The sequence below is a fragment of the Variovorax sp. WS11 genome, assembly GCF_010499245.1.
Classification (GTDB): domain Bacteria; phylum Pseudomonadota; class Gammaproteobacteria; order Burkholderiales; family Burkholderiaceae_C; genus Variovorax.
The window spans coordinates 780,377-800,761 of sequence record NZ_JAAGOW010000002.1 but is presented as its reverse complement, the minus strand read 5'-3'; the positions used below and the strand labels follow the sequence as shown (position 1 = coordinate 800,761).

Sequence of the window (20,385 nt, the reverse complement as noted above, 5' to 3'; positions counted from 1 at the left end):
GCTTCGTTCTACGCCGCGGGCGACCGCAGGAAGGTCGCGTCCAGCCCGCCGAGGCTGCAGTCGAGCAGGGCGGGATCGACCTCCCGCTCGAGCACGTCGAACATGCCCTCGACGAACTCCATCAGCCGGTCCGATGCGGCGATGGCCGCGTCGGCCTTGCCGGCAGCGACCGCATCGATCACCGCAATGTGACCGTCGACCGTGTCGTGCAGGTCGACGCCCTGTTGGGTCTGCATGTGATAGATCCAGCCGATCCGCCGGAAGATCGTGTGCAGCGGCCGGAGCGTGCTCTCGACGAAGGGCTCGCCGGCCGCAGCCAGGAAGAGCTGGTCGATGCGGCGGTCCACCAGGTTGAACTGCTCGAGCGTGATGTCGGCGCGGTGCTCGCTGAGCTGGCGCTTGAGGTGGAGCATCTGGTTGCGCTGCGAGGCGCCCGATCGCTCGGTCGCGAGCTGGATGACGAAGCGTTCCATGTCCCGGCGCAGGCGCAGCAGCACGCGGTCGCGGGTGAGGTCGACAGGGGTGATCTGCAGGCCATGACGCGGCGTGACGGCCACCAGCGTGTCGGCCGCGAGGCGGTTGACGGCCTGCAGCACCGGCGTGCGGCCATAGCCCACCATCGCCTGCAGTTCGTGCGTGGCCAGGAAGCGGCCGGGCTTCAGCTCGCAGCAGACCAGCAGTTCCTCCAGGCGCTCGTAGGCGAGGTTGGACAGGTTGACGGGGCTGCTGCTGCGGCGCGGCGCTTCCTGCGCCGCCGGGCTTGCGGGGGCCCGCCGGGGTCGCGTGGACGAGGCCATTCTCTTTGCTCCAGGTACGAATGCATCGTCGCATCCGGATGCAAGCATATCCTGATATGCCACCTTAACCCTGCATATTCAAGCGAATGCCATTGGGAAAGCGGCTGCGGCTTGGATTGCCTGCGTGCAGGGTAAATACCGAGAATCTTGGTGAAATATCACAGTATTCTTGCGCTTCAAGAAGCTCGCCGAACCGACCATGTCCCACCCCCTCTTCGATCTTTCCGGGCGTACCGCGCTGGTGACCGGCTCCTCGCGCGGTCTCGGCCGCGCGATTGCCGAGGCGCTGGCCGAGGCCGGTGCCCGCATCGTCGTCAATGGCGTCGATCCGGAGCGGCTCGCCCATGGCGCCGAGGCGCTGCGCGCCAAGGGCCACGCGGTGGAGACCGCCGCCTTCGATGTCACCGACGAGGCCGCCGTGTGCGATGCCTTCGCCCGCCTCGACGCCGCGGGCATCGCGGTCGACATCCTGGTCAACAACGCCGGCATCCAGCTGCGCAAGCCGCTGGTCGATCTCTCGCTTGCCGAATGGGACCAGGTGCTGCGCACCAACCTCACCAGCGCCTTCCTGGTCGGGCGCGAGGCCGCGCGCCGCATGATCGCGCGCCAGCGCGGCGGCAAGATCATCAACATCGGCTCGCTCACCAGCGAGGCGGCGCGCGCGACCGTCGCGCCCTACACCGCGGCGAAGGGCGGCATCAAGATGCTCACCCGCGCCATGACCGCCGAATGGGCGGCGCACGGCATCCAGGCCAATGCGATCGGGCCGGGCTACATGGCCACCGAGATGAACACGGCGCTGATCCAGAACCCGGACTTCGACGGCTGGGTCAAGTCGCGCACGCCGGCGCGCCGCTGGGGCCTGCCGAACGAGCTCGCCGGCACGGCGATCTTCCTCGCGTCGGCAGCCTCGGACTACGTCAACGGCCAGATCCTCTACGTCGACGGCGGCATGCTCGCGGTGCTCTAGCGCGGCTCGGTTCGATCCTCTTCCCACCCACACGGAGACATCCATGAAACTGCTGCGCATCGCGCTGCCGGGGCTTCTTGCGCTCGTGACGGCTGCGCCTGCCGCCACCGCGGCACCCGCTTCCGACTACCCGAGCCGACCCATCGAGATGGTCGTTCCCTCGTCGGCGGGCGGCGGCACCGACGTGATGGCGCGCCTGTTCGCCGACACGGCCAAGAAGTACATCGCGCAGCCGATCGTCGTGAGCAACAAGCCCGGCGCGAGCGGCGGCATCGCGATGACGGAAGTCCAGCGCGCCGCACCCGACGGCTACAAGGTCGGCGTGCTGATCTCCGAGCTCGCGATCATCCCGCACCTCAACATGACGAAGGTGACGACCGCCGACTTCGTCCCGATCGCACGCCTCAACGGCGACCCGGGCCTGATCGCCGTGCGCGCGGAAGCGCCCTGGCAGTCGATCGACGAGCTGCTCGCCCAGGCGCGCAAGCAGCCGGGCACCGTGACGATGGGGAACGCCGGCACGGGCACGATCTGGCATCTCGCGGCGGCCGCGGTCGAGGAGAAGACCGGCGTCAAGTTCAACCATGTGCCTTATCAAGGCGCGGCGCCGAGCGTCATGGCGCTGGTCGGCGGCCATGTGGACGCCATCACGGTGAGCCCGGCGGAGATCGGTTCCTTCGTCGCGGCCGGCAAGCTTCGCGTGCTGGTGTCGATGGCGGACCGCCGCCTCCCCGCGCCCTACGACAAGGTGCCCACCTTCAAGGAGAAGGGCACCGAGCTCGTGGTCGGCACCTGGCGCGGCCTGGGCGTGCCGCTCGGCACGCCGCCCGAGGTCGTGCAGATCCTGCGCGACGTCGCCCGCAAGACCGCGGAGGACCCGGCCTTTCGCGATGCGCTGACGAAGGCCAACCTGCAGCCCGCCTACCTGGACGGCGCGCAGTTCCAGGCCTTCATGAACAGCCAGTCCGACTATTTCAAGAAGCTGCTCGGCGGCCTGAACATCCAGAAGTGACCCCCGTCGGGACAGCAGCGAGCGAACGAACACACCATGTCAACCCTGATCTCCGACGTCAAGGTCATCCTGACGGCGCCCGAAGGTATCAACCTCGTCGTCGTGAAGGTGGAGACCAACCAGCCCGGCCTCTTCGGCCTCGGCTGCGCGACCTTCTCCTACCGGCACCTGGCCGTGCAATGCCTGGTCGAGGACTACCTGCGGCCGCTGCTCGTCGGACGCGACGCGAGCGCGATCGAGGAGCTCTGGCAGCTCATGCACCAGAACGCCTACTGGCGCAACGGACCCATCGAGAACAACGCGATCTCGGGCGTCGACATGGCGCTGTGGGACATCAAGGGCAAGATGGCCGGCATGCCGCTCTACCAGCTCTTCGGCGGCAAGTGCCGCGAGGGCGTGCCGATCTACCGCCATGCCGACGGCAACAGCCTGAGCGAGCTGTGCGACAACATCCAGAAGTACCGCGAGCAGGGCATCACCCATGTGCGCTGCCAGAGCGGCGGCTACGGCGGCGGCGGCTTCGGCCCGGCGCCGGCCGGCGCGCCGCGCGGCGCGGCCGGCGGCATCTACCTCGACGGCAAGAAGTACATGCGCGAGACGATCGCGCTCTTCGAGGGCATCCGCAGCAAGCTCGGCTTCGAGGTGGCGCTGTGCCATGACGTGCACGAGCGGCTCAAGCCCGTCGATGCGATCCGCCTGGCCTGCGGGCTCGAGCCCTTCGACCTGTTCTTCCTCGAGGACGCGATCCCGCTCGAAGAGGGCGCCTGGATCCGCCAGCTGCGCGAGAAGACGACGACCCCGCTGGCGCAGGGCGAGCTCTTCAACAACCCCGCCGAGTGGAAGTTCCTGATCACCGAGCAGCTGATCGACTACATCCGCGTGCACCTGAGCCAGATCGGCGGCATCACGCCCGGGCGCAAGCTGCAGATCTTTGCCGAGCAGTTCGGCGTGAAGACGGCCTGGCATGGTCCCGGCGACATGTCGCCGCTGGGGCATGCCGCCAACATCCACATCGACCTGGCCGCGCGCAATTTCGGCGTGCAGGAGTGGTCGGGCATCGAGCCGCCGAACTTCGTGATCCAGGAGCTCAAGGGCCCACGCGGCGCCTTGCTCGACGTGTTCCCCGGCCTGCCGGAGTTCAGCAACGGCTATGTCTACGCGAACGACAAGCCGGGCCTCGGCGTCGACCTCGACGAGGCCGAGGCGAGGAAGTACCCGTGCGAGAACACGGTGACGACCTGGACGCAGACGCGCCTGGCCGACGGCACGCTGCAGACGCCGTAGGAAGCAGCGATGAAGATCACCCGCCTGCACACCTACCGCGTCGCGCCGCGCTGGATGTTCCTGAAGATCGAGACCGACGAAGGCATCAGTGGCTGGGGCGAGCCGGTCATCGAAGGCCGCGCCCGCACGGTCGAGACGGCCGTGCACGAGTTCGGCGAGACGCTGATGGGCAAGGACCCGGCGCGCATCAACGACCTCTGGCAGACCATGTACCGCGGCAACTTCTACCGTGGCGGCGCGATCCTGATGAGCGCCATCGCCGGCATCGACCAGGCCTTGTGGGACATCAAGGGCAAGGCGCTCGGCGTGCCCGTCCACGAGCTGCTGGGCGGCCGCGTGCGGGACCGGATGAAGGTGTACAGCTGGGTCGGCGGCGACCGGCCGGCCGACATCGTGCAGGACATGCAGCGCCTGCTCGAAGGCGGCATCGACACCTTCAAGCTCAACGGCTGCGAAGAGATGGGCCTGCTGGATTCGCCGCGCGCCGTCGATGCGGCGGTTGCCAAGATCGCGGGCGTGCGCGATGCCCTGGGCATGCAGGTGAGCTTCGGCCTGGACTTCCACGGCCGCGTGTCCGCGCCGATGGCCAAGCCGCTGCTCAAGGCGCTCGAACCGTTCCGCCCGCTCTTCGTCGAGGAACCGGTGCTGGCCGAGCAGGCCGAGCACTACCCGCGGCTCGCCGCCGCCACCTCCATTCCGCTTGCGGCCGGCGAGCGCATGTACTCGCGCTTCGAGTTCAAGCGTGTGCTGGAGGAGGGCGGCATCGCCATCCTGCAGCCCGACCTTTCGCACGCGGGCGGCATCACCGAGTGCCACAAGATCGCCGCCATGGCCGAGGCCTACGACGTCGCCTTCGCGCCGCATTGCCCGCTCGGCCCGGTGGCGCTCGCGGCCTGCCTGCAGGTGGACTTCGTCGCCCACAACGCGGTGCTGCAGGAGCAGAGCATGGGCATTCACTACAACCGCGGCGCCGAGCTGCTGGATTACGTGATCAACAAGGACGACTTCCGCATCGACGCCGGCTACATCCATGCCCTGCCCAAGCCGGGGCTGGGCGTCGAGGTCGACGAGGAGCGCGTCGTCCACGCGAGCCTCAATCCCCCCGACTGGCACAACCCCGTGTGGCGCCATGCCGACGGCAGCGTGGCCGAGTGGTAGCCCGACCCCTTTCGCCAACGATTCGCAACCCCTTCCAGCGGAGACACAGCATGAGCATCCAACGCACTTCCTTCCAGGCCTGGCGTCGCGTCGCCCTCGTGGCGCTCGCCGCCGCCGCGCTGACTTCCACCGCAGCCCTCGCCGAGGTCAAGGCCAAGCTCGGCCACGCGATGCCCGACAGCCATCCCCAGGCGATCGCGATGAAGAAGTTCGCCGAGCTGGCAGGCACCTACACCAAGGGCAACGTCAAGGTCCAGACCTACTCGAGCGGCGTGCTCGGCAGCGACGAGAAGGAGCTGCAGGCCGTGCAGGCCGGCACGCAGGAGTTCTACATCGGCACGCTCGCGCCGCTGTCCACGCGCGTGAAGGAAGTGCAGGTGTGGGATCTGCCCTTCATGTTCCAGAACGACCGCGAGGTGTATGCCGTGCTCGACGGCGCCTCGTCGAAGAAGATCTTCGAGAAAATCGAGCCGAGCGGGCTGGTGGGCCTGACCTGGACCGGCATGGGATTTCGCAACCTGTCCAACAGCAAGCACAGCGTCAGCAAGCTCGAAGACGTGAGCGGACTGAAGGTGCGGGTGATGGCCAACCCGGTGGCGCTCGACACCTGGAAGACCATCGGTGCCAATGCCGTGCCCATGGCCTTCGCCGAGGTCTTCCCCGCGCTGGAGATCAAGGCGCTGGACGGGCAGGAGAACCCGCTGCTGCACATGTACGCCAACAAGATGCAGGAGGTGCAGAAGTACATCTCGGTCACCAACCACGTCTACACGCCGGTTGCGCTGGTGGCTTCCAAAAAGTTCTGGGACACGCTCCCGCCCGCCGACAAGGACGGCATCCGCAAGGCCGCGGTGGAAGCGGGCCTCTACCAGCGCAAGCTGCTGGACGAAGGCAATGCCGACGTGGTCGCCAAGTTCAAGGCGGAAGGGGTGACCGTCAACACCGTGAGCTCCGCCGAGCTCGCGCGCATCCAGGAGAAGGTCAAGCCCGTCGTCGCCAAGTACGCACCCATCATCGGCGACGACTTCGTGAAGGGCTTCCAGGACGAGATCGCCAAGGCACGCGCCGCGGCGAAGTAGGCCGGCTGATGATGGCCAAGCCCCTCAAGACGATCGCCGACGCGCTCACGCGCGGGCTCGAGATCGTGATGGTCCTGTGCATGGTCGTGATGCTGGTGATGGTGTTCGGCAACGTCGTGCTCAGGCTCTTCTTCAACACCGGCATCGACCTCTCGGAGGAGATGCCGCGCTACGCCTTCGTCTGGATGACCTTCCTCGGCGCGATCGTGGGCATGCGGCGCCGCGCCCACCTCGGCGTGGACATGCTGGTGCAGGCGCTGCCCGTGCTCGGGCGCCGGGTCTGCTGGGGCATCAGCCAGGCGGTGATGCTGGTGTGCTGCGGCTACATCGTCTACGGCACCTGGCTGCAGCACGACATCATCGCGGGCACCGCCTCGCCGGTGGCGCAGATCAGCACGCTGTGGGTGTTCGGCGTGAGCTACCTGACCGGCGGGGCGATCGGGCTGATCTGCCTGTCGAACCTCGTGCGCCTTCTTGCGGGCAAGGTCGAGGACAGCGAGCTCATCGACGTCCATGAGGAAGGCATGAGCGAGGCCATCGAGGTCGAGCACGAAATGGCCGAGCAGCAGGCCCGCGTGGGAGCCCGTCCATGACCATCCTTGTCTTCATCGGCTCCCTGCTGGGCTTCATGGCCCTGGGCATGCCGGTCGCGTTCGCACTGATCGGCTGCGGCCTGGCCATGATGTTCTTCATGGGCGTGACCGATCCGCAGATCGTCGTCCAGAACATGTGGGACGGCGCGAACAGCTTCCCGCTGCTGGCGGTGCCCTTCTTCATGCTGGCCGGCGAGTTCATGAACGCGGGCGGCATGACGCGGCGCATCATCATGATGGCGATGTCCTGGGTCGGCCACATCCGCGGCGGCCTGGGCTACGTCGCGGTGGTCGCGGCGATCATCATGGCCTCGCTTTCGGGCTCGGCCGTGGCCGACACGGCGGCGTTGGCCGCGGTGCTGGTGCCGCTGATGCGCAAGGCCGGCTACGACGTGAACCGTTCCTGCGGCCTGATCGCCTGCGGCGGCATCATCGCGCCGGTCATCCCGCCGTCGATCGGCATGATCCTGTTCGGCGTAACGGGCGGCGTGTCGATCACCAAGCTCTTCATCGCCGGCATCGTGCCCGGCGTGATGATGGGCCTGGCGATCATGCTGGCATGGCGCTGGTCGATCCAGCGCGACCAGGTGAAGGCCGAGCCCAAGCGCACCATGGCCGAGCGCCGGACCGCGACCCGCGAGGCGCTCTGGGCGCTGGTGCTGCCCGTCGTGATCGTCGGCGGGCTCAAGATCGGCTTGTTCACCCCCACCGAGGCAGCCGTGATCGCAGCGGTCTATTCGCTGTTCGTCGGCCTGGTGGTCTACCGCGAGATCAAGCCGGCCCAGCTGTTCCGGCTCTTCTACCGCGCGGCGGAGACGACGGCGATCATCATGTTCCTGGTATCGGCGGCGGGTGTCTCGGCCTGGCTCATCACCACGGCCAACATCCCGCAGCAGCTGGCCGACCTGGTCGAGCCGCTGATGGGCAACAAGATGCTGCTGACCTTCGCGCTGATGATGCTGGTGCTGGTGGTCGGCACGGCCCTGGACTTCACGCCCACGGTGTTGATCATGACGCCGGTGCTGATGCCGGTGCTCAAGCAGGCCGGCATCGACCCGGTCTACTTCGGCGTGCTGTTCATCATGAACAACGCGATCGGCCTGGTCACGCCACCCGTGGGGACCGTGCTCAACGTCGTCTGCGGGGTTGCCAAGATCCCGATGAGCGGGGCCATTCGCGGCGTGCTGCCCTTCATGGTCGCGCAGACCGTGGTGATGCTGCTGCTGGTGGTGTTCCCCGAGATCGTGATGTGGCCGTTGAAGATGATGACCCGCTGACCCTCCTGAAGAAAGATCCCGAAATGGAAGCCCTCGTCATCCACGCCCCCGGCGACCTGCGCGTCGAAGAGGTCCCCACGCCCGAGCTCGGGCCCGGCCAGCTGCGCGTGCGCGTGCGTTGCGGCGGCATCTGCGGCTCGGACCTGCACTACTACCAGCACGGCGGCTTCGGCGCCGTGCGCATCAAGGAGCCGATGGTGCTGGGCCACGAGGTGGCAGGCGCGATCGAGGCCGTCGGGCCCGGCGTGACCGGCTTCACGGCCGGCCAGCGCATCGCCGTCAGTCCGAGCCGCCCCTGCGGGCTGTGCCGCTTCTGCCAGGAAGGCTTGCAGAACCATTGCCTGGACATGCGCTACTACGGCAGCGCGATGCGCACGCCGCACGTGCAGGGCGCCTTCCGCCAGCAGATCGTCGTCGAAACGCATCAGGCGCATCTGCTGGCCGACCACCTGAGCGACGGCGAGGGCGCGATGGCCGAGCCGCTCTCGGTGGCGCTGCATGGCGTGCAGCGGGCCGGACCGCTGCTGGGGAAGAAGGTGCTGGTCACCGGCTGCGGCCCGATCGGCGCCCTGGCCATCATCGCGGCCCGGCGCGCCGGCGCCACCCACATCGTGGCGACGGATGTCGGGGCGCATCCGCTGGGCAAGGCCCTCAAGGTCGGCGCCGACGAAGTCATCAACGTCGCCGAGGAGCCCGAGGGCCTGGCGCGCTTCGCGGCCGACAAGGGCCAGTTCGACGTGCTCTTCGAAGCCAGCGGCAACGAGCGCGCGCTGCGCGGCGCCTTCGAGGTGCTGCGTCCGCGCGGCATCATCGTGCAGCTGGGCCTCGCCGGCGGCGACATGAGTCTGCCGGTCAACACCATCGTGGCCAAGGAATTCGACCTGCGCGGCGTCTTCCGCTTCCACCAGGAGTTCGCCACGGCGGTGGAACTGCTTAACAAGGGGCTGGTGGATGTCAAGCCGCTGATCTCGGCCACGCTCTCCTACCGCGACTCCGCCCGGGCCTTCGCGCTGGCCGCGGACCGCTCGCAGGCCATGAAGGTGCTGCTGAACTTCGATTGAGCCGGTGCGCGACGCCGCGCCTCAGGGTTCAGGCACGTACATGTAACCCGCGTTGCGCACCGTCCTGATGCAGCGCGGCTCGCCCGCCGGGTCGGGCTCCACCTTGCGCCGCAGGCGCCCGATGCGGATGTCGATGGAGCGGTCGAAGGGCTCCCACTCGCGGTTGCGGGTGTGCACCAGCAACTGGTCGCGCGAAAGCACGCGGTTCGGGTTGGCCAGGAACACCCGCAGCAGCTCGAACTCCATCGCGGTCAGCATGACTTCCGTGCCTCCGGTCTCGAACAGCCGGCGCGCGTCCAGGTCCACCTCGCAGCGGCCGAAGCGCTGGCGCGCGCCCAAAAGCGGTGCAGGCGCGGAGGCCGGCGGCTCGGGCGCGCCCGTGCGCGCGCGGGTGCGGCGCAGCACGCTCTTCAGGCGCGCCAGCAGCTCGCGCGGGTCGAAGGGCTTGGCGACGTAGTCGTCGGCGCCGATCTCCAGGCCGACCACGCGATCGATCACGTCGCCCGAGGCCGTCACCATGATGATCGCCACGTCGTGATGCTCGCGCAGGTACTTGGCCAGGCTCAGGCCGTCCTCGCCGGGCAGGCGGATGTCCAACAGCACCACGTGCGGCGGCTCGCGCTCGAGGCATTCGCGCATCTGCGGGCCGCTGGACGCCTCGCTCATCGCGAAGCCGTGCCCGCCGAGGTACTCGCGCAGCATGGCGCGTACCGAGGCGTCGTCGTCGACGATGAGCACGCGGGTGGGCTCGTCCATGCGCGGCATTCTGCGCGACACCCGGGCGCTACACAACTGCAACACGGGCAGTGACAGCTGAAGCGCCCCCGTTACCAGCGGCTTCCAGACTGGCGGCAGGGTCAGGCATTGGCCCTGTGTCTATATCCAACCTGAGGAACCGAGCCATGAACAGCACCAGCACCGAGCGTTACGCCAGGGTCATCGAAGTCTCCAAGCGGGTGCGCTGGGAGATCGATCGCGACATCATCCGCGGCCGCGGATTCGACTACGGCCGCCGCTTCCTGCCCGACGGGCTGTCGCTCGTGGACGAGCTGCCCTTCCTGAGCGGCGAGGAGCAGCGCCTGCTCAGCCAGGTCCAGGGGCGCAGCTACGCCTTCATGTTCGGCCTGGTCGAGCGCTTCATCGCCGCGAAGGTGATGGAGCTGGGCCGCGCGCAGGCCCTGGGCGACCAGGTCGCCATGGAGGCGCTGGTGCGCATGACCGACGAGGAGCTCAAGCACCAGAAGCTGTTTCGCCGGCTGGAGTCGATGATGGAGCATGAGATGCCGGCCGGCTACGTGATGAGCGCCGATCCCGATGCCATCGCGCAAGCGGTGCTCGGCAGCGGCAACTGGGCCGTGCTCGCGCTGACGCTCTACATCGAGCTTTTCTCGCAGGCCCACTACCGCGCCAGCATCGCGCCCGACGAGCACATCTGCCCGCTGTGGAAGGACGTCTTCCTGTACCACTGGCGCGAGGAGTCGCAGCACGCAATCCTCGACGAGATGGAGTTCCTGAAGGAGGACGCCCGCCTCGACGCCGCCGGGCGCGACGCCGCGGTCGGCGAGTTGATCGCGCTGATCGGCGCGGTCGACGGCACCGTGCAGGCGCAGGCCGCCGCCGATGCGAGCTATTTCTGCACGATCACCGGACAGTCCGGGCATGCCGAGCGCGCCGCGGCCATCCATGCGCTGGTGCTGAAGGCGTACCGCTGGCAGTACATCGTCTCCGGCCTGCTGGAGCCGCGCTTCAACAAGGTCCTGTTTTCCTGCCTGGATGCGGCGCAGGCCACCCGCATCCGCAACGCCACCGCGCCGCTCGGCTATGCAATGCCGAAGCAGCCGGGCGTGGCCGAAGCAATGGCGGCCTGAGCCGCCTGATCCGTGCCTCTCACCCGGCGGCGCCGAGCGCCTCGCGCAGCACCGCGCGCAGGCGCTCGGCGTCGATCGGCTTGCGCAGCAGCGCATGCACGCCGCAGCGCGCCAGCTCCTGCGGATCGAACCCGCCGGCATTGCCGCTCACCAGCACCACCGGCAGGGTCGGGCGCAGGGCGCGGGCGCGGGCCGCCAGCTGCAGCCCGGTCATGTGCGGCATGGTCTGGTCGGTGACCAGCAGGTCGGCCTCGTGCGCCGGCTCGGCCAGCCAGTCCGCCGCGGTCTGCGGCTCGCGCTGCAGGCGCACGCGCAGGCCCCAGCTGGCCAGGCGCTCGACCAGAAAGTCGCCCACCATCGGATCGTCCTCCACCACCAGCACGCTGCCGCGCAGGGCCGGCGCCTCGGCCACGGCGGCGCGCTGCGGCGCCGTCTCCGAGCAGGGTGCGGGTGCGGCCGCCGCCCGCGGCAGCATCACCGAGAACACCGAGCCGGTGCCGGGCGCGGTGCGCACGCGCAGGTGGCCGCCGTGCCCGTGCACGATGCCGTGCACCATCGCCAGGCCCATGCCCGAGCCGCTGCCCGGCGCCTTGGTGGAGAAGAAGGGGTCGAAGATGCGCTCCAGCAGCTCCGGCGCGATGCCGCTGCCGTTGTCGGCCACGCTCAGCTCGACCCAGGGGCCGCCGTCCACCGGCGCGCGACAGGAGGCGCATTGCCAGCGTTCGTGCGCATGGGCGCGCAGGTCCACGCTGATGCGACCGGCGCCGTCCAGCGCGTCGCGCGCGTTGATGCACAGGTTGAAGAGCACCTGCTCCAGCTGCACCGGATCGACCGCCACGCACAGCGGCGAGGCCAGGTCGTCGACGCCGGCGTTGCCGCCCAGCGTGACCGAGGAGGGCAGGGTGGCCCGCAACAGGCGCAGGGTCTGGCGCACCAGCGGCGCCACGTCGAGCACGCGCGCCTCGCCGCGCTGGCGGCGCGCGAAGGCCAGCATCTGCGCGATCAGGTCGCGCGCACGCTGCGCCGCCAGGTGGGCCTGGCCCAGCTGGCGCAGCAGCACCGTGTCGCCGATGCCTTCGGCGCGCTCCTCGCCGAGCACCAGGTAGCCGATCACGCTGGTCAGGATGTTGTTGAAGTCGTGCGCGATGCCGCCGGTGAGCTGGCCGATGGCCTCCATCTTCTGCGCCTGGCGCAGCTGGGCCTCGAGCGCGAGGCGCGCCGCCTCGGCCTCGCGGCGCGCGCTGATGTCGCGCACATGGCCCACGAAGATGTTGCCCTCGGGCGCCTCGGCCACGCTCACTGCGAGCTCGACCGGGATCTCCTCGCCGCTGGCGGTGAGCGCGGTCGATTCGACCAGCCGGCCCAGCATCGGGCTGCTGCCGGTGATGGGGAACTCGCGGATCCAGCGCCGGTGCGCCTCGCGCCGGCGCTCGGGCACGATCACCTCGGCCACCGGCCGGCCCAGTACTGCCTCGCGCCGGTAGCCGAACACGCGCTCGGCGGCGGCATTGAACTCGACGATGCGGCCCTCCGCGTCCATGCCGATCACGCAGTCGAAGGCCGCTTCCACCGTGGCCCGCAGCCGCGCCTCGCTGCGCTGCAGGGCGCGCTCGCGCTCGCGCCGCTCGGTGATGTCGTGTGCGAAGCCCAGGATGTAGCGCCGGCCGTTGAAGCTCACCGGCTTCAGCCGCACCTCGTCCCAGTGCAGGCTGCCGTCCTTGTTGCGGCGCTGCCATTCGAAGGAAGGGCAGTGCCCCTGCTTGGCGAGCTCCAGCCAGCGCAGCGCGTCTTCGGTGGTGTAGGGCGGCACGCCGGAGCTGACGTCGGCCACCGTCAGGCGCGTCAGCTCCTCGTGCGTGTAGCCGTAGGTCTCGCAGGCCTTGGTGTTGACGTCGAGGATGCGGTCGGAGTCCCAGTCGTGGACGAAGATCGCGTCTTCCGCCGTCTCGAAGATGGCCCGGTAGCTGGCCTCGGACTGCTGCAGTGCCTCGCTGGCGGCCAGGCGCTCGACCTCGGCCGCGGCGCGCATGGCGAAGATCTTGAGCATCGACTCCACCCGGTCCACCTGCATCAGCGGCCGGCGCGAGGCCACCGACACCACGCCCAGCGGCGTGCCGTCGAGCGCGAGGAGCGGATAGCCGGCGTAGCTGACGGCACCTTGCGTCTTCGCTTCCTCGTCGTCGGGGAACAGCGCCTGCAAGTCGTTCGGATAGGCGCGGAACTGCTGCCCCAGCACGTTTTCGCAGGGCGTGCCGGCGATGGCGTAGCGGATGTCGTGCAACACCTGGCCGTCGTACTGCATGGCAAGCATGGTCAGCTGGCTGGGCTCGTCGGCGGCGCGGCGCGCGATGAAGGCCACCTCGACGTGCAGGATGGTCGCGAGAAGCCTCACCAGCTCGTCGAAGACCGTGTCGTTGCGCGCGCCCGACACGGCGAGCGCGGCCGAGCGCAGTGCCCCGTCGGTGCGGGTGCGCTCGATCTCGGCGGCCGCGCGGCCGGCGACGATCTTGAGCATCGCCTCGGCATGCTCGGCGTTGCCGCCGGCGATCGGCACGCGGTCCATCGCCACCAGCAGGCCCAGCGCCTCGCCCTGGCTGTCGCGCAGGGGGAAGGCGGCGTAGGCGTCCATGCCCTTGGCGGCGAACAGCGAGCCCCGCGGGAACTCCGCCGCCACGCCGCGCGCCATGTAGCGGAACTCGCGCCCGACCACGTGCGCGCAGGGCGTGCCCTGGAGCACGTAGTCGAAGTTGCGCAAGGTCTTGCCGTCCAGCCGCACGGCCAGGGTCTGCATCAGGCTGCAGACGTCGTCGGAGAACACGGCGATGAACACGGTGGGCACCGCCAGCGCCTCGGCCAGCTCGCGCACCAGCGCATCGAAGAGGCCCGGCCCGCCGGGGTGCGCGACCGCCAGCGCCACGCGGCGCAGCGATTGCAGTTGCGCCGAGAGGCCGGCGATCGTCGCGCTGTCGCTGGAGGTCGCTGCAGTGGCTTGCATGGCGCCAGTCTAGGCCTGCGCGGCGGTGCCGTGGCCCTGATTGCCTGCTCGATACACGCCGGATACATGGCGGTTGCGGCGGCCCGGCCTTGCAGCGAAACGGCTACGGATGCGCGGCCGCGGGAAATGAATCGAATACCGGCGCCGGCCATCCTTGCACCATCGGCCCGCCACAAGGCGCCGCGTCCCCGAGGAGTTGTGATGTCCGAGCCCCCGCTTGCCCCGTCCGTCGATGCCCTGGTCCGCCTGCGCGAGCGGCTGCTCGCGCTGCTGGTGCTGCTGCACTGGCGGGCTCGCGCGCCGCTGGCGCGCGAGCTGCGCCGCCTGCGGCCCGGCATGGCCTCGCTGCTGGGCCACGCGCTGGCGGCCCTGCTGAGCACCGGCTGCGCCAGCCTGCCGCCGCCGGACGCCGAGCGCTCGCGCTCGACGGCGCTGGAGGCAGTGGGCCATACGCGCCTGGCGCAGGTGGCGCGCGCCTCGGCCGTGGACGCGGACCCGGGGCTGTCGGGCTTCCGGCTGCTGGCCGACGGCGACCAGGCGCTGGATGCGCGCATCGCCCTGGCGCGCCGGGCCCAGGTCTCGCTCGACATCCAGTACTACCTGGTCGCGGCCGATGCGACCGGCCGGCGCTTCCTGCGCGAGCTCCGCGATGCCGCCGCACGCGGCGTGCGGGTGCGGCTCCTGGTCGACGACCTGTACGCCAACGACAGCCGCCGGCTGCTGGCCGGCCTGGCGGCCCAGGCGAACGTGGAGGTGCGGCTGTTCAACCCGCTGCCCCAGCGCGACGGCGGCGTGGGCGCCCGCGTGGCCCTGTCGATGCACGAGTTCGAGCGCATCAACCGGCGCATGCACAACAAGCTCTTCATCGCCGACGGCTCGCTGGCCGTGATCGGCGGGCGCAACATCGCCGACGACTACTTCAAGCGCGGCGAGCCTTCGAACTTCATCGACATGGACGTGCTGTGCTCCGGGCCGGTGGTGGGCGGCTTCGAGGCGCTGTTCGACCGCTTCTGGAACAGCGAGCAGGTTTGGCCGGTGCAGACGCTGCTGCAGGAGGGCGACGGCGCCGCGGCCTTCGCGCACGCTCTGCGGGGCCTGGGCGGCGACCCGCCGGTGGAGCCGCTGGACCGCTTCGGCTACCGCCCGGTGGCGGACGAGCTCGACGCCGGGCGGCTGACCCAGCATTTCGCGCCGGCGCGGCTCTTCGCCGATGGGCCGGAGAAGGCGGCAACCGAAGGCCGCCCCGCGCCCGAGGCCTTCGCGCTCGAAGGGGCATTGCAGGCGATGCGCGAGGCGCGCTCGCAGGTGCTGGTCGCCACGCCCTACCTGGTGCCGGGCGAGCGCGGCCTGGCGCTGATGCGGCGGGCCCGGGCCAAGGGCCTGCGCGTGATCGTCATGACCAACGGGCTGGCCGCCACCGACGAGCCGCTGGTGCACTGGGGCTATGCCCGCTACCGGGCCGAGATGGTGAGCTTGGGCGTGGAGCTGCACGAGCTCAGCCCGGCGCTGGGCCGCCCCGCGGCGGCGGCGCCCGGCGAATCCGCGTCCTCGATGGGCCGGCTGCACGCCAAGCTGGCAGTGATCGACGGCCGGCGGCTGCTGGTCGGCTCCATGAACATGGACCGGCGCTCGATGCGCGCCAACACCGAGCTGGGCCTGCTGATCGACAGCCCGGCGCTGGCCGTCGAGGTGACGCAGACCCTGCAGCGCGACCGCGACGTCGGCAGCTACCGCCTGCGCCCGGCGGCGCACGACGCGGGCAGCGTCGAATGGGTGGCACGGGAGGCCGGGCGCGAGGTGGTGCATCCGCGCGAGCCCGGCGTGGGCTGGGCGCAGCGGCTGCGGCTGGGGGTGATGTCGCTGTTCATCGCCGAGGAGCTTCTTTGACGGTGCGATGACAGATAGCCGAACAAAGTGTGGCCTTTTTCCCGCATCCGGCCTCGCAGCCAGGGCCTGGAACCAGCTGAATTGAGTACCTTCGGTTTAGCATTCGCCCGCCAAAGAGGGGAACTCATGAACAGCTACCGCACGCTCAACCAAGCCACCGGCGTCGCCCGCACGCTCAGCGCGCAGGCCGACCGCACCGTCATCGTCTACCGGACCTCGGACGAGAAGTACGTGACGGCCTCGCCCAAGGACCCGGTCCTGGGGACGATCGAGGGCGTGTACCGCAATGGCTATGCGGTGCGGACGGTGCTGACGCGGGCGTAGCAGGGCGCTCGATGCGCCGGCGGGGCCGGCCTACAGCTCGATCTCGTAGAAGTCGAGCGGCCCTTCGTCCACCGTGTCGCTGTCGAAGGGTTTCATGACGTCCCGCTGCTTGAACACCTTGTTGTGCGTGGGATCGGAAGAGGCGTGGAGGGTGTAGCCGGTCCTCTTGGTCCGGAACATCGCGGTGTCATTGGGCACTTCTGCCGAGCAGATGATCTGCAAGTCCAGCGGCACGCCGGCCAGGTGGGCCTTGAGCATGCCCACGCTGTGGTCCGCGCAGATCTCGAAGCCCACCTGCAGGCCGTCGACGGTCGTGACGCCCGCCTTCTTGCCCGGGACGAAGATGCCCTTGGCGGGGTCGCCCAGGTAGTCGTCGGCATTGCTCTTCTTGCCGTACGAGAACATCTTCCTGCCGTCGAAGAAGACATAGGTCCTGTTCTTGATCAGGAAGGAGCGCTCCACCATCGGCGGCATCCGCAGGACCAGGTTCTTCTCCGCCCGCGTGAGCTCCGCGATCTGGTCGCGGTAGACGGCGACCGAGCCGTCCGACGCCGTCATCGACGCGTACTTGGCACCCTGGGCCTCCATGGTGGGATAGGGCTTCATCTGCATGCCGCTCTTGGTGCCGGGCACCAGGCCGGGCGCGATCGCATGCTGCAACCGGCCGATCGCCTTGGGCACGGTCTCCGTCGTCAGGGCGTCCTTGAAGACGATGGTCCCCGGCACCAGCAGCATGCTGGGGGCGCCGCGGGCGATTCCGGCCAGCTCGTCGATGATCCAGTCGCGCATGCCCTTCGAGACTGCGGTGGTGTCATGCACGCGCCGGTGTGCGCTGGGCCGGGCGAACAGGAACTCGGGCGCAATGAATACGCTCCTGAGCTTGCCGGTCGCGGGGGCCAGGCCGCGTGTGGAGGCCATCACCTTGGTCTTGCTGACCGCGCGGGTCAGATGGCCGAGCACGCTGGCGTTCAGGTCGTGCTTGGTCTTGGTCGGGCGCGACCAGAGCGCCACCAGGATCTTTGCCATGTCGCCTTCCTTGCCTGGAATGGACCGATCGGGAACACGGCTGGAGGGCCGGGTCGCGGCCGGAGGGCCTGCAGTTTAGGGCCGATCCGCGCCGCCGGAGGGCGCCTACGCCGTCTGGCATAGCCCGCTCTTCGACCAGCGAGAACTTCTTCTTCGTGCAGCTTTCCGACCTGCACTGGGGCTAGGCCAATCCCGCCTGCCGGCGCTTCGCCCGGCAGACCGCGAATCCTGCCTTCAGAGATCCGGCTGCCCCATCGCCGGATCGCTCACCGAATGCCGACCGGTCTCGACCCGGCCGGCGAAGCGGCGGTAGTAGGCCGGGTCGGCATCGCAGCTCACTTCGAAGTCGTACCACCAGCCGCTGGCCTCGATGTCCCACTGCTGTTCCACATCGTCGCCGCCGCGCACGCGCACGGTCCAGGGGCCGTCGTTGCGGTAGGCGCGCGACTTGATCGTGAAGACGCAGGCGCGCTCGCCCTCGTTGCGCAGCTTCAGCTTCAGGTGCAGGTCGCCGCGGCGCACGTTGTAGCCGACGCGGATCTCGGGATCGGGTGCATTGCCCGCGCGCAGGCGGTTGAGGTCGCCCTTGAAGTGGCGGTGGAAGCCGTTCGGCCCGAGCACCCACAGGTCGTAGAGGCCGGCGTTGTCGGTCATCACCGTCCACTCGTCGTCCAGGCGCTCGTTGGGCTCCACCATGTAGCGGCGCGGCAGCCGCTCGAGGTGCAGCTTGTCGTAGACATGGAACACCGCACCTTGCTCGCCGCTGTTGGCGAACACCAGCTTGAGCGTGCCCTGCCGCGCGTTGCTGCGCGCGCTCACGTGCAGCTCGTAGGGCAGGGCGCGCGAGGGCCGCGTGCCCGTGGCCTGCACCGGCAGCAGCGGGTTGGCCGGCGGCACGATCTGCGGCAGCAGCTGCTGCGCGGCGCGCAGCGCGTCGGCCTGGCTCAAAGTCTTGCGGCCCGGCAGCGTGGGCAGCGGCTCGTTGTTGGGCCGCTCGAAGTTGAAGCAGGTCGTGAGGTCGCCGCACACCGCGCGGCGATAGCGGCTGATGTTGGGCTCCTTGACGCCGAAGCGCTTCTCGAGGAAGCGGATGATCGAGGTGTGGTCGAAGGCCTGCGAGTTGACCCAGCCGCCCCGGCTCCAGGGCGAGATCACGTATAGCGGCACGCGCACGCCGGGGCCGTAGACGCGGCCGTCGGGCTGCGGCTGGCTGGTGGTGCCGGGCGGGCTGGGATGGACGAAGCGCTCGAAGTCGATGTCGGACTCGCGCAGCGTGGTCTTGCCGGCCGGCGTGCCGTCGGCGTTGAGCGAGGGGGCCGATGGCGAGGGAACGTGGTCGAAATAGCCGTCGTTCTCGTCGAAGTTGACCAGCAGCACGGTCTTGCTCCAGACCTCGGGCACGGCGGTCAGCGCGTCCAGCGTCTCCTGGATGTACCAGGCGCCCTGCACCGGGCTCGAGGGGCCGGGGTGCTCCGAGTAGGTGGCCGGCGCGACCACGAAGGACACCTGCGGCAGCTTGCCGTTCTTGATGTCGTTGCGGAAGGTCTCGAAATACGCGTTCGCGTCGCCCAGCGGGCCCGGCATGGTGTTGGCGATGCCCTTGTACAGCGGATTGGCGGCGTCGTCGCTGGCCGGGTCGTAGGCCGGCGAGAGGGCGTCGTTGCTCACCGGCTTGCCCGAGGCCTCGTTGGCCTTGCGGTACTGGCGGAAGCCGGCCAGCGGGTTGTCGCCGAAGTTGTCGGGCATGTTCTGGTAGACGATCCAGCTGACCTTGGCTTCCTGCAGGCGCTCGGGGTAGGTCTTCCAGTCGTAGCCCAGGGCCGAGGAATCGATCGAGTCCCACTCGTTGTTCACCGTGGCCACGCCGGCGCCGGTCGGGCCGTTGGTGCCGGCCCACATGAACATGCGGTTGGAATTGGTGCCGGTGTGCATCGAGCAGTGGTACGCATCGCACAGGGTGAAGGCATTGGCCAGCGCGAACTGGAAGGGGACCTCGGCTTCCTTGTAGTAGCCCATCGAGGCCGGCGTCTTGTAGCGCACCCATTGCTCGATGCGGCCGCCGTCCCAGGCGTTCTGGCCGTCGCTCCAGGAGTGGGGCGTGCCGCTCACGCGTTGCGCGTTGCCCTTGGTGAAGTCCAGGTGGTAGGGCAGCACCGGCTGGCCGGCGGCATTGTTCTGCTGCCAGACCTTGCGTCCGCCGGGCAGCGGGATGGTGAAGCGGTCGCCGAAGCCGCGCACGCCGCGCAGCGTGCCGAAGTACTGGTCGAAGGATCGGTTCTCCTGCATCAGGATCACGACGTGCTTGACGTCCTTGACGGTGCCGGTCTCGTGGTGCGCGGGGATCGCCAGTGCCTTGCGGATGCTGGGCGGGAAGGCGGCCAGCGTGGCGGCGGCGATGCCGGTGGTGGCGGTGCCCTGGATGAATTGGCGGCGCGAGCTCATGGTTCTTCTCGTCGTCGCTGTGGCTCAGGGCGCGTAGCGCACTTCGGCGCTGTCGCTGGAGGTGGCCTGCGCCGGGGTCTCGGTCTTCTGGGCGCCGGTGGTGCTGCCGCTTGCCGCGGGGCTGGCGAAGCCGCCGCCGCCGTCGCCGCCGCCGCAGGCGGCCAGTGCGCAGGTCAGGATCAGGGCGCTCGCGGGGCGCCAGGGGAGAACGATGTTGTGCATGGGGGATGCTCCTTGGGGTGTCATCAGGGGGATCGGTGCGGCGAGGGCGTGCGCGGCGGCGCATGGCCGAAGCCGGCCTGGCAATGAAGGCATCAGGGTCCCTCGCTCCTTGTGGTCCAAGTCCCGGAGGGCCGGGCTCTCATGGGGTTCGTTCGGCGCTCCGGGAGAGCGCCGCTCATCTGTGGGAGGGAAGACTAGGCAACGGCGATGTCAGCGCCGTGAAGGTGCGGTGACGTCCGTGCGACGAACCGCGGCCCTTGAAAATGCGATCCGCGCTACTGGTCGGCTCGCCCAACGGTCGCGGGCTTCGGACTCGGCTTGGGTGGTGTCGTAGGCGCGGCCGTCGGGCACCAGGAAGGCAAGGGTGAACAGCTGCGTAGCAAACGCCCC

General features: G+C 69.3%; 17 protein-coding genes. 11 read left to right on the top strand and 6 right to left on the bottom strand.

What is annotated here, in order from left to right; translation table 11 throughout:
• Positions 1–8 precede the first annotated feature (8 nt).
• A complete protein-coding gene (locus GXN78_RS24295) occupies positions 9–797 on the bottom strand; it encodes a GntR family transcriptional regulator (protein ID WP_106559970.1) in 789 nt (262 codons plus the stop codon).
• Between the two features lie 199 nt (positions 798–996).
• On the opposite strand from GXN78_RS24295, the gene GXN78_RS24290 reads away from it, so the two are divergent.
• From GXN78_RS24290 to GXN78_RS24255, 8 genes are read left to right on the top strand one after another with little or no spacing between them, the layout of a single operon-like run.
• Entirely contained in the window at positions 997–1,767 is a 771-nt protein-coding gene (locus GXN78_RS24290; protein ID WP_106559991.1) for an SDR family oxidoreductase, read from the top strand.
• A 43-nt stretch (positions 1,768–1,810) separates the two neighbouring features.
• Positions 1,811–2,779 (top strand): tripartite tricarboxylate transporter substrate binding protein, encoded by a 969-nt coding sequence (locus GXN78_RS24285; RefSeq protein WP_106559971.1) that lies wholly within the window; start codon positions 1,811–1,813, stop codon positions 2,777–2,779.
• Positions 2,780–2,815: 36 nt separating this feature from the next.
• The gene (locus tag GXN78_RS24280) at positions 2,816–4,063 is read left to right on the top strand and encodes an enolase C-terminal domain-like protein (RefSeq protein WP_106559972.1); all 1,248 of its coding nucleotides are present in this window, start codon (positions 2,816–2,818) and stop codon (positions 4,061–4,063) included.
• A 9-nt stretch (positions 4,064–4,072) separates the two neighbouring features.
• Entirely contained in the window at positions 4,073–5,221 is a 1,149-nt protein-coding gene (gene dgoD / locus GXN78_RS24275) for a galactonate dehydratase (RefSeq protein WP_106559973.1), read from the top strand.
• A gap of 50 nt (positions 5,222–5,271) precedes the next feature.
• Positions 5,272–6,300, top strand: a complete 1,029-nt coding sequence (locus tag GXN78_RS24270) for a TRAP transporter substrate-binding protein (RefSeq protein ID WP_106559974.1) — start codon at positions 5,272–5,274, stop codon at positions 6,298–6,300.
• Between the two features lie 8 nt (positions 6,301–6,308).
• Positions 6,309–6,893 (top strand): TRAP transporter small permease, encoded by a 585-nt coding sequence (locus GXN78_RS24265; RefSeq protein ID WP_239142887.1) that lies wholly within the window; start codon positions 6,309–6,311, stop codon positions 6,891–6,893.
• Complete coding sequence (locus GXN78_RS24260; protein WP_106559975.1) at positions 6,890–8,170, top strand: TRAP transporter large permease subunit; 1,281 nt, start codon at positions 6,890–6,892, stop codon at positions 8,168–8,170. Before GXN78_RS24265 ends, GXN78_RS24260 begins: the two co-directional genes overlap by 4 nt.
• 23 nt (positions 8,171–8,193) lie before the next feature.
• A complete protein-coding gene (locus tag GXN78_RS24255) occupies positions 8,194–9,231 on the top strand; it encodes an L-idonate 5-dehydrogenase (RefSeq protein ID WP_106559976.1) in 1,038 nt (345 codons plus the stop codon).
• 21 nt (positions 9,232–9,252) lie between these two features.
• On the opposite strand, the gene GXN78_RS24250 is transcribed toward GXN78_RS24255, so the two are convergent.
• Positions 9,253–9,987, bottom strand: a complete 735-nt coding sequence (locus GXN78_RS24250) for a response regulator (RefSeq protein WP_106559993.1) — start codon at positions 9,985–9,987, stop codon at positions 9,253–9,255.
• Positions 9,988–10,133: 146 nt separating this feature from the next.
• Between GXN78_RS24250 and GXN78_RS24245 the strand changes: the two genes are divergently transcribed.
• On the top strand, positions 10,134–11,099 hold the full coding sequence (locus GXN78_RS24245; protein ID WP_106559977.1) for a hypothetical protein: 966 nt from the start codon (positions 10,134–10,136) through the stop codon (positions 11,097–11,099).
• A 19-nt stretch (positions 11,100–11,118) separates the two neighbouring features.
• Here the strand turns inward: GXN78_RS24245 and GXN78_RS24240 are convergent, their stop codons facing one another.
• Positions 11,119–14,094, bottom strand: a complete 2,976-nt coding sequence (locus GXN78_RS24240; RefSeq protein WP_106559978.1) for a PAS domain S-box protein — start codon at positions 14,092–14,094, stop codon at positions 11,119–11,121.
• A 201-nt stretch (positions 14,095–14,295) separates the two neighbouring features.
• On the opposite strand from GXN78_RS24240, the gene GXN78_RS24235 reads away from it, so the two are divergent.
• Together GXN78_RS24235 and GXN78_RS24230 are read left to right on the top strand one after the other, a co-directional pair.
• Complete coding sequence (locus GXN78_RS24235) at positions 14,296–15,981, top strand: phosphatidylserine/phosphatidylglycerophosphate/cardiolipin synthase family protein (protein WP_164255714.1); 1,686 nt, start codon at positions 14,296–14,298, stop codon at positions 15,979–15,981.
• 126 nt (positions 15,982–16,107) lie between these two features.
• Positions 16,108–16,305, top strand: a complete 198-nt coding sequence (locus GXN78_RS24230; RefSeq protein ID WP_106559980.1) for a hypothetical protein — start codon at positions 16,108–16,110, stop codon at positions 16,303–16,305.
• Positions 16,306–16,335: 30 nt separating this feature from the next.
• Here the strand turns inward: GXN78_RS24230 and GXN78_RS24225 are convergent, their stop codons facing one another.
• From GXN78_RS24225 to GXN78_RS24215, 3 genes are all read right to left on the bottom strand, one after another.
• The gene (locus GXN78_RS24225) at positions 16,336–17,331 is read right to left on the bottom strand and encodes a hypothetical protein (protein WP_106559981.1); all 996 of its coding nucleotides are present in this window, start codon (positions 17,329–17,331) and stop codon (positions 16,336–16,338) included.
• 234 nt (positions 17,332–17,565) lie between these two features.
• Positions 17,566–19,773 (bottom strand): phospholipase C, phosphocholine-specific, encoded by a 2,208-nt coding sequence (locus tag GXN78_RS24220; RefSeq protein WP_106559982.1) that lies wholly within the window; start codon positions 19,771–19,773, stop codon positions 17,566–17,568.
• A gap of 24 nt (positions 19,774–19,797) precedes the next feature.
• Positions 19,798–19,995, bottom strand: coding sequence for a hypothetical protein (locus GXN78_RS24215; RefSeq protein WP_106559983.1), 198 nt, complete (start codon positions 19,993–19,995; stop codon positions 19,798–19,800).
• Between the last annotated feature and the right edge of the window lie 390 nt (positions 19,996–20,385).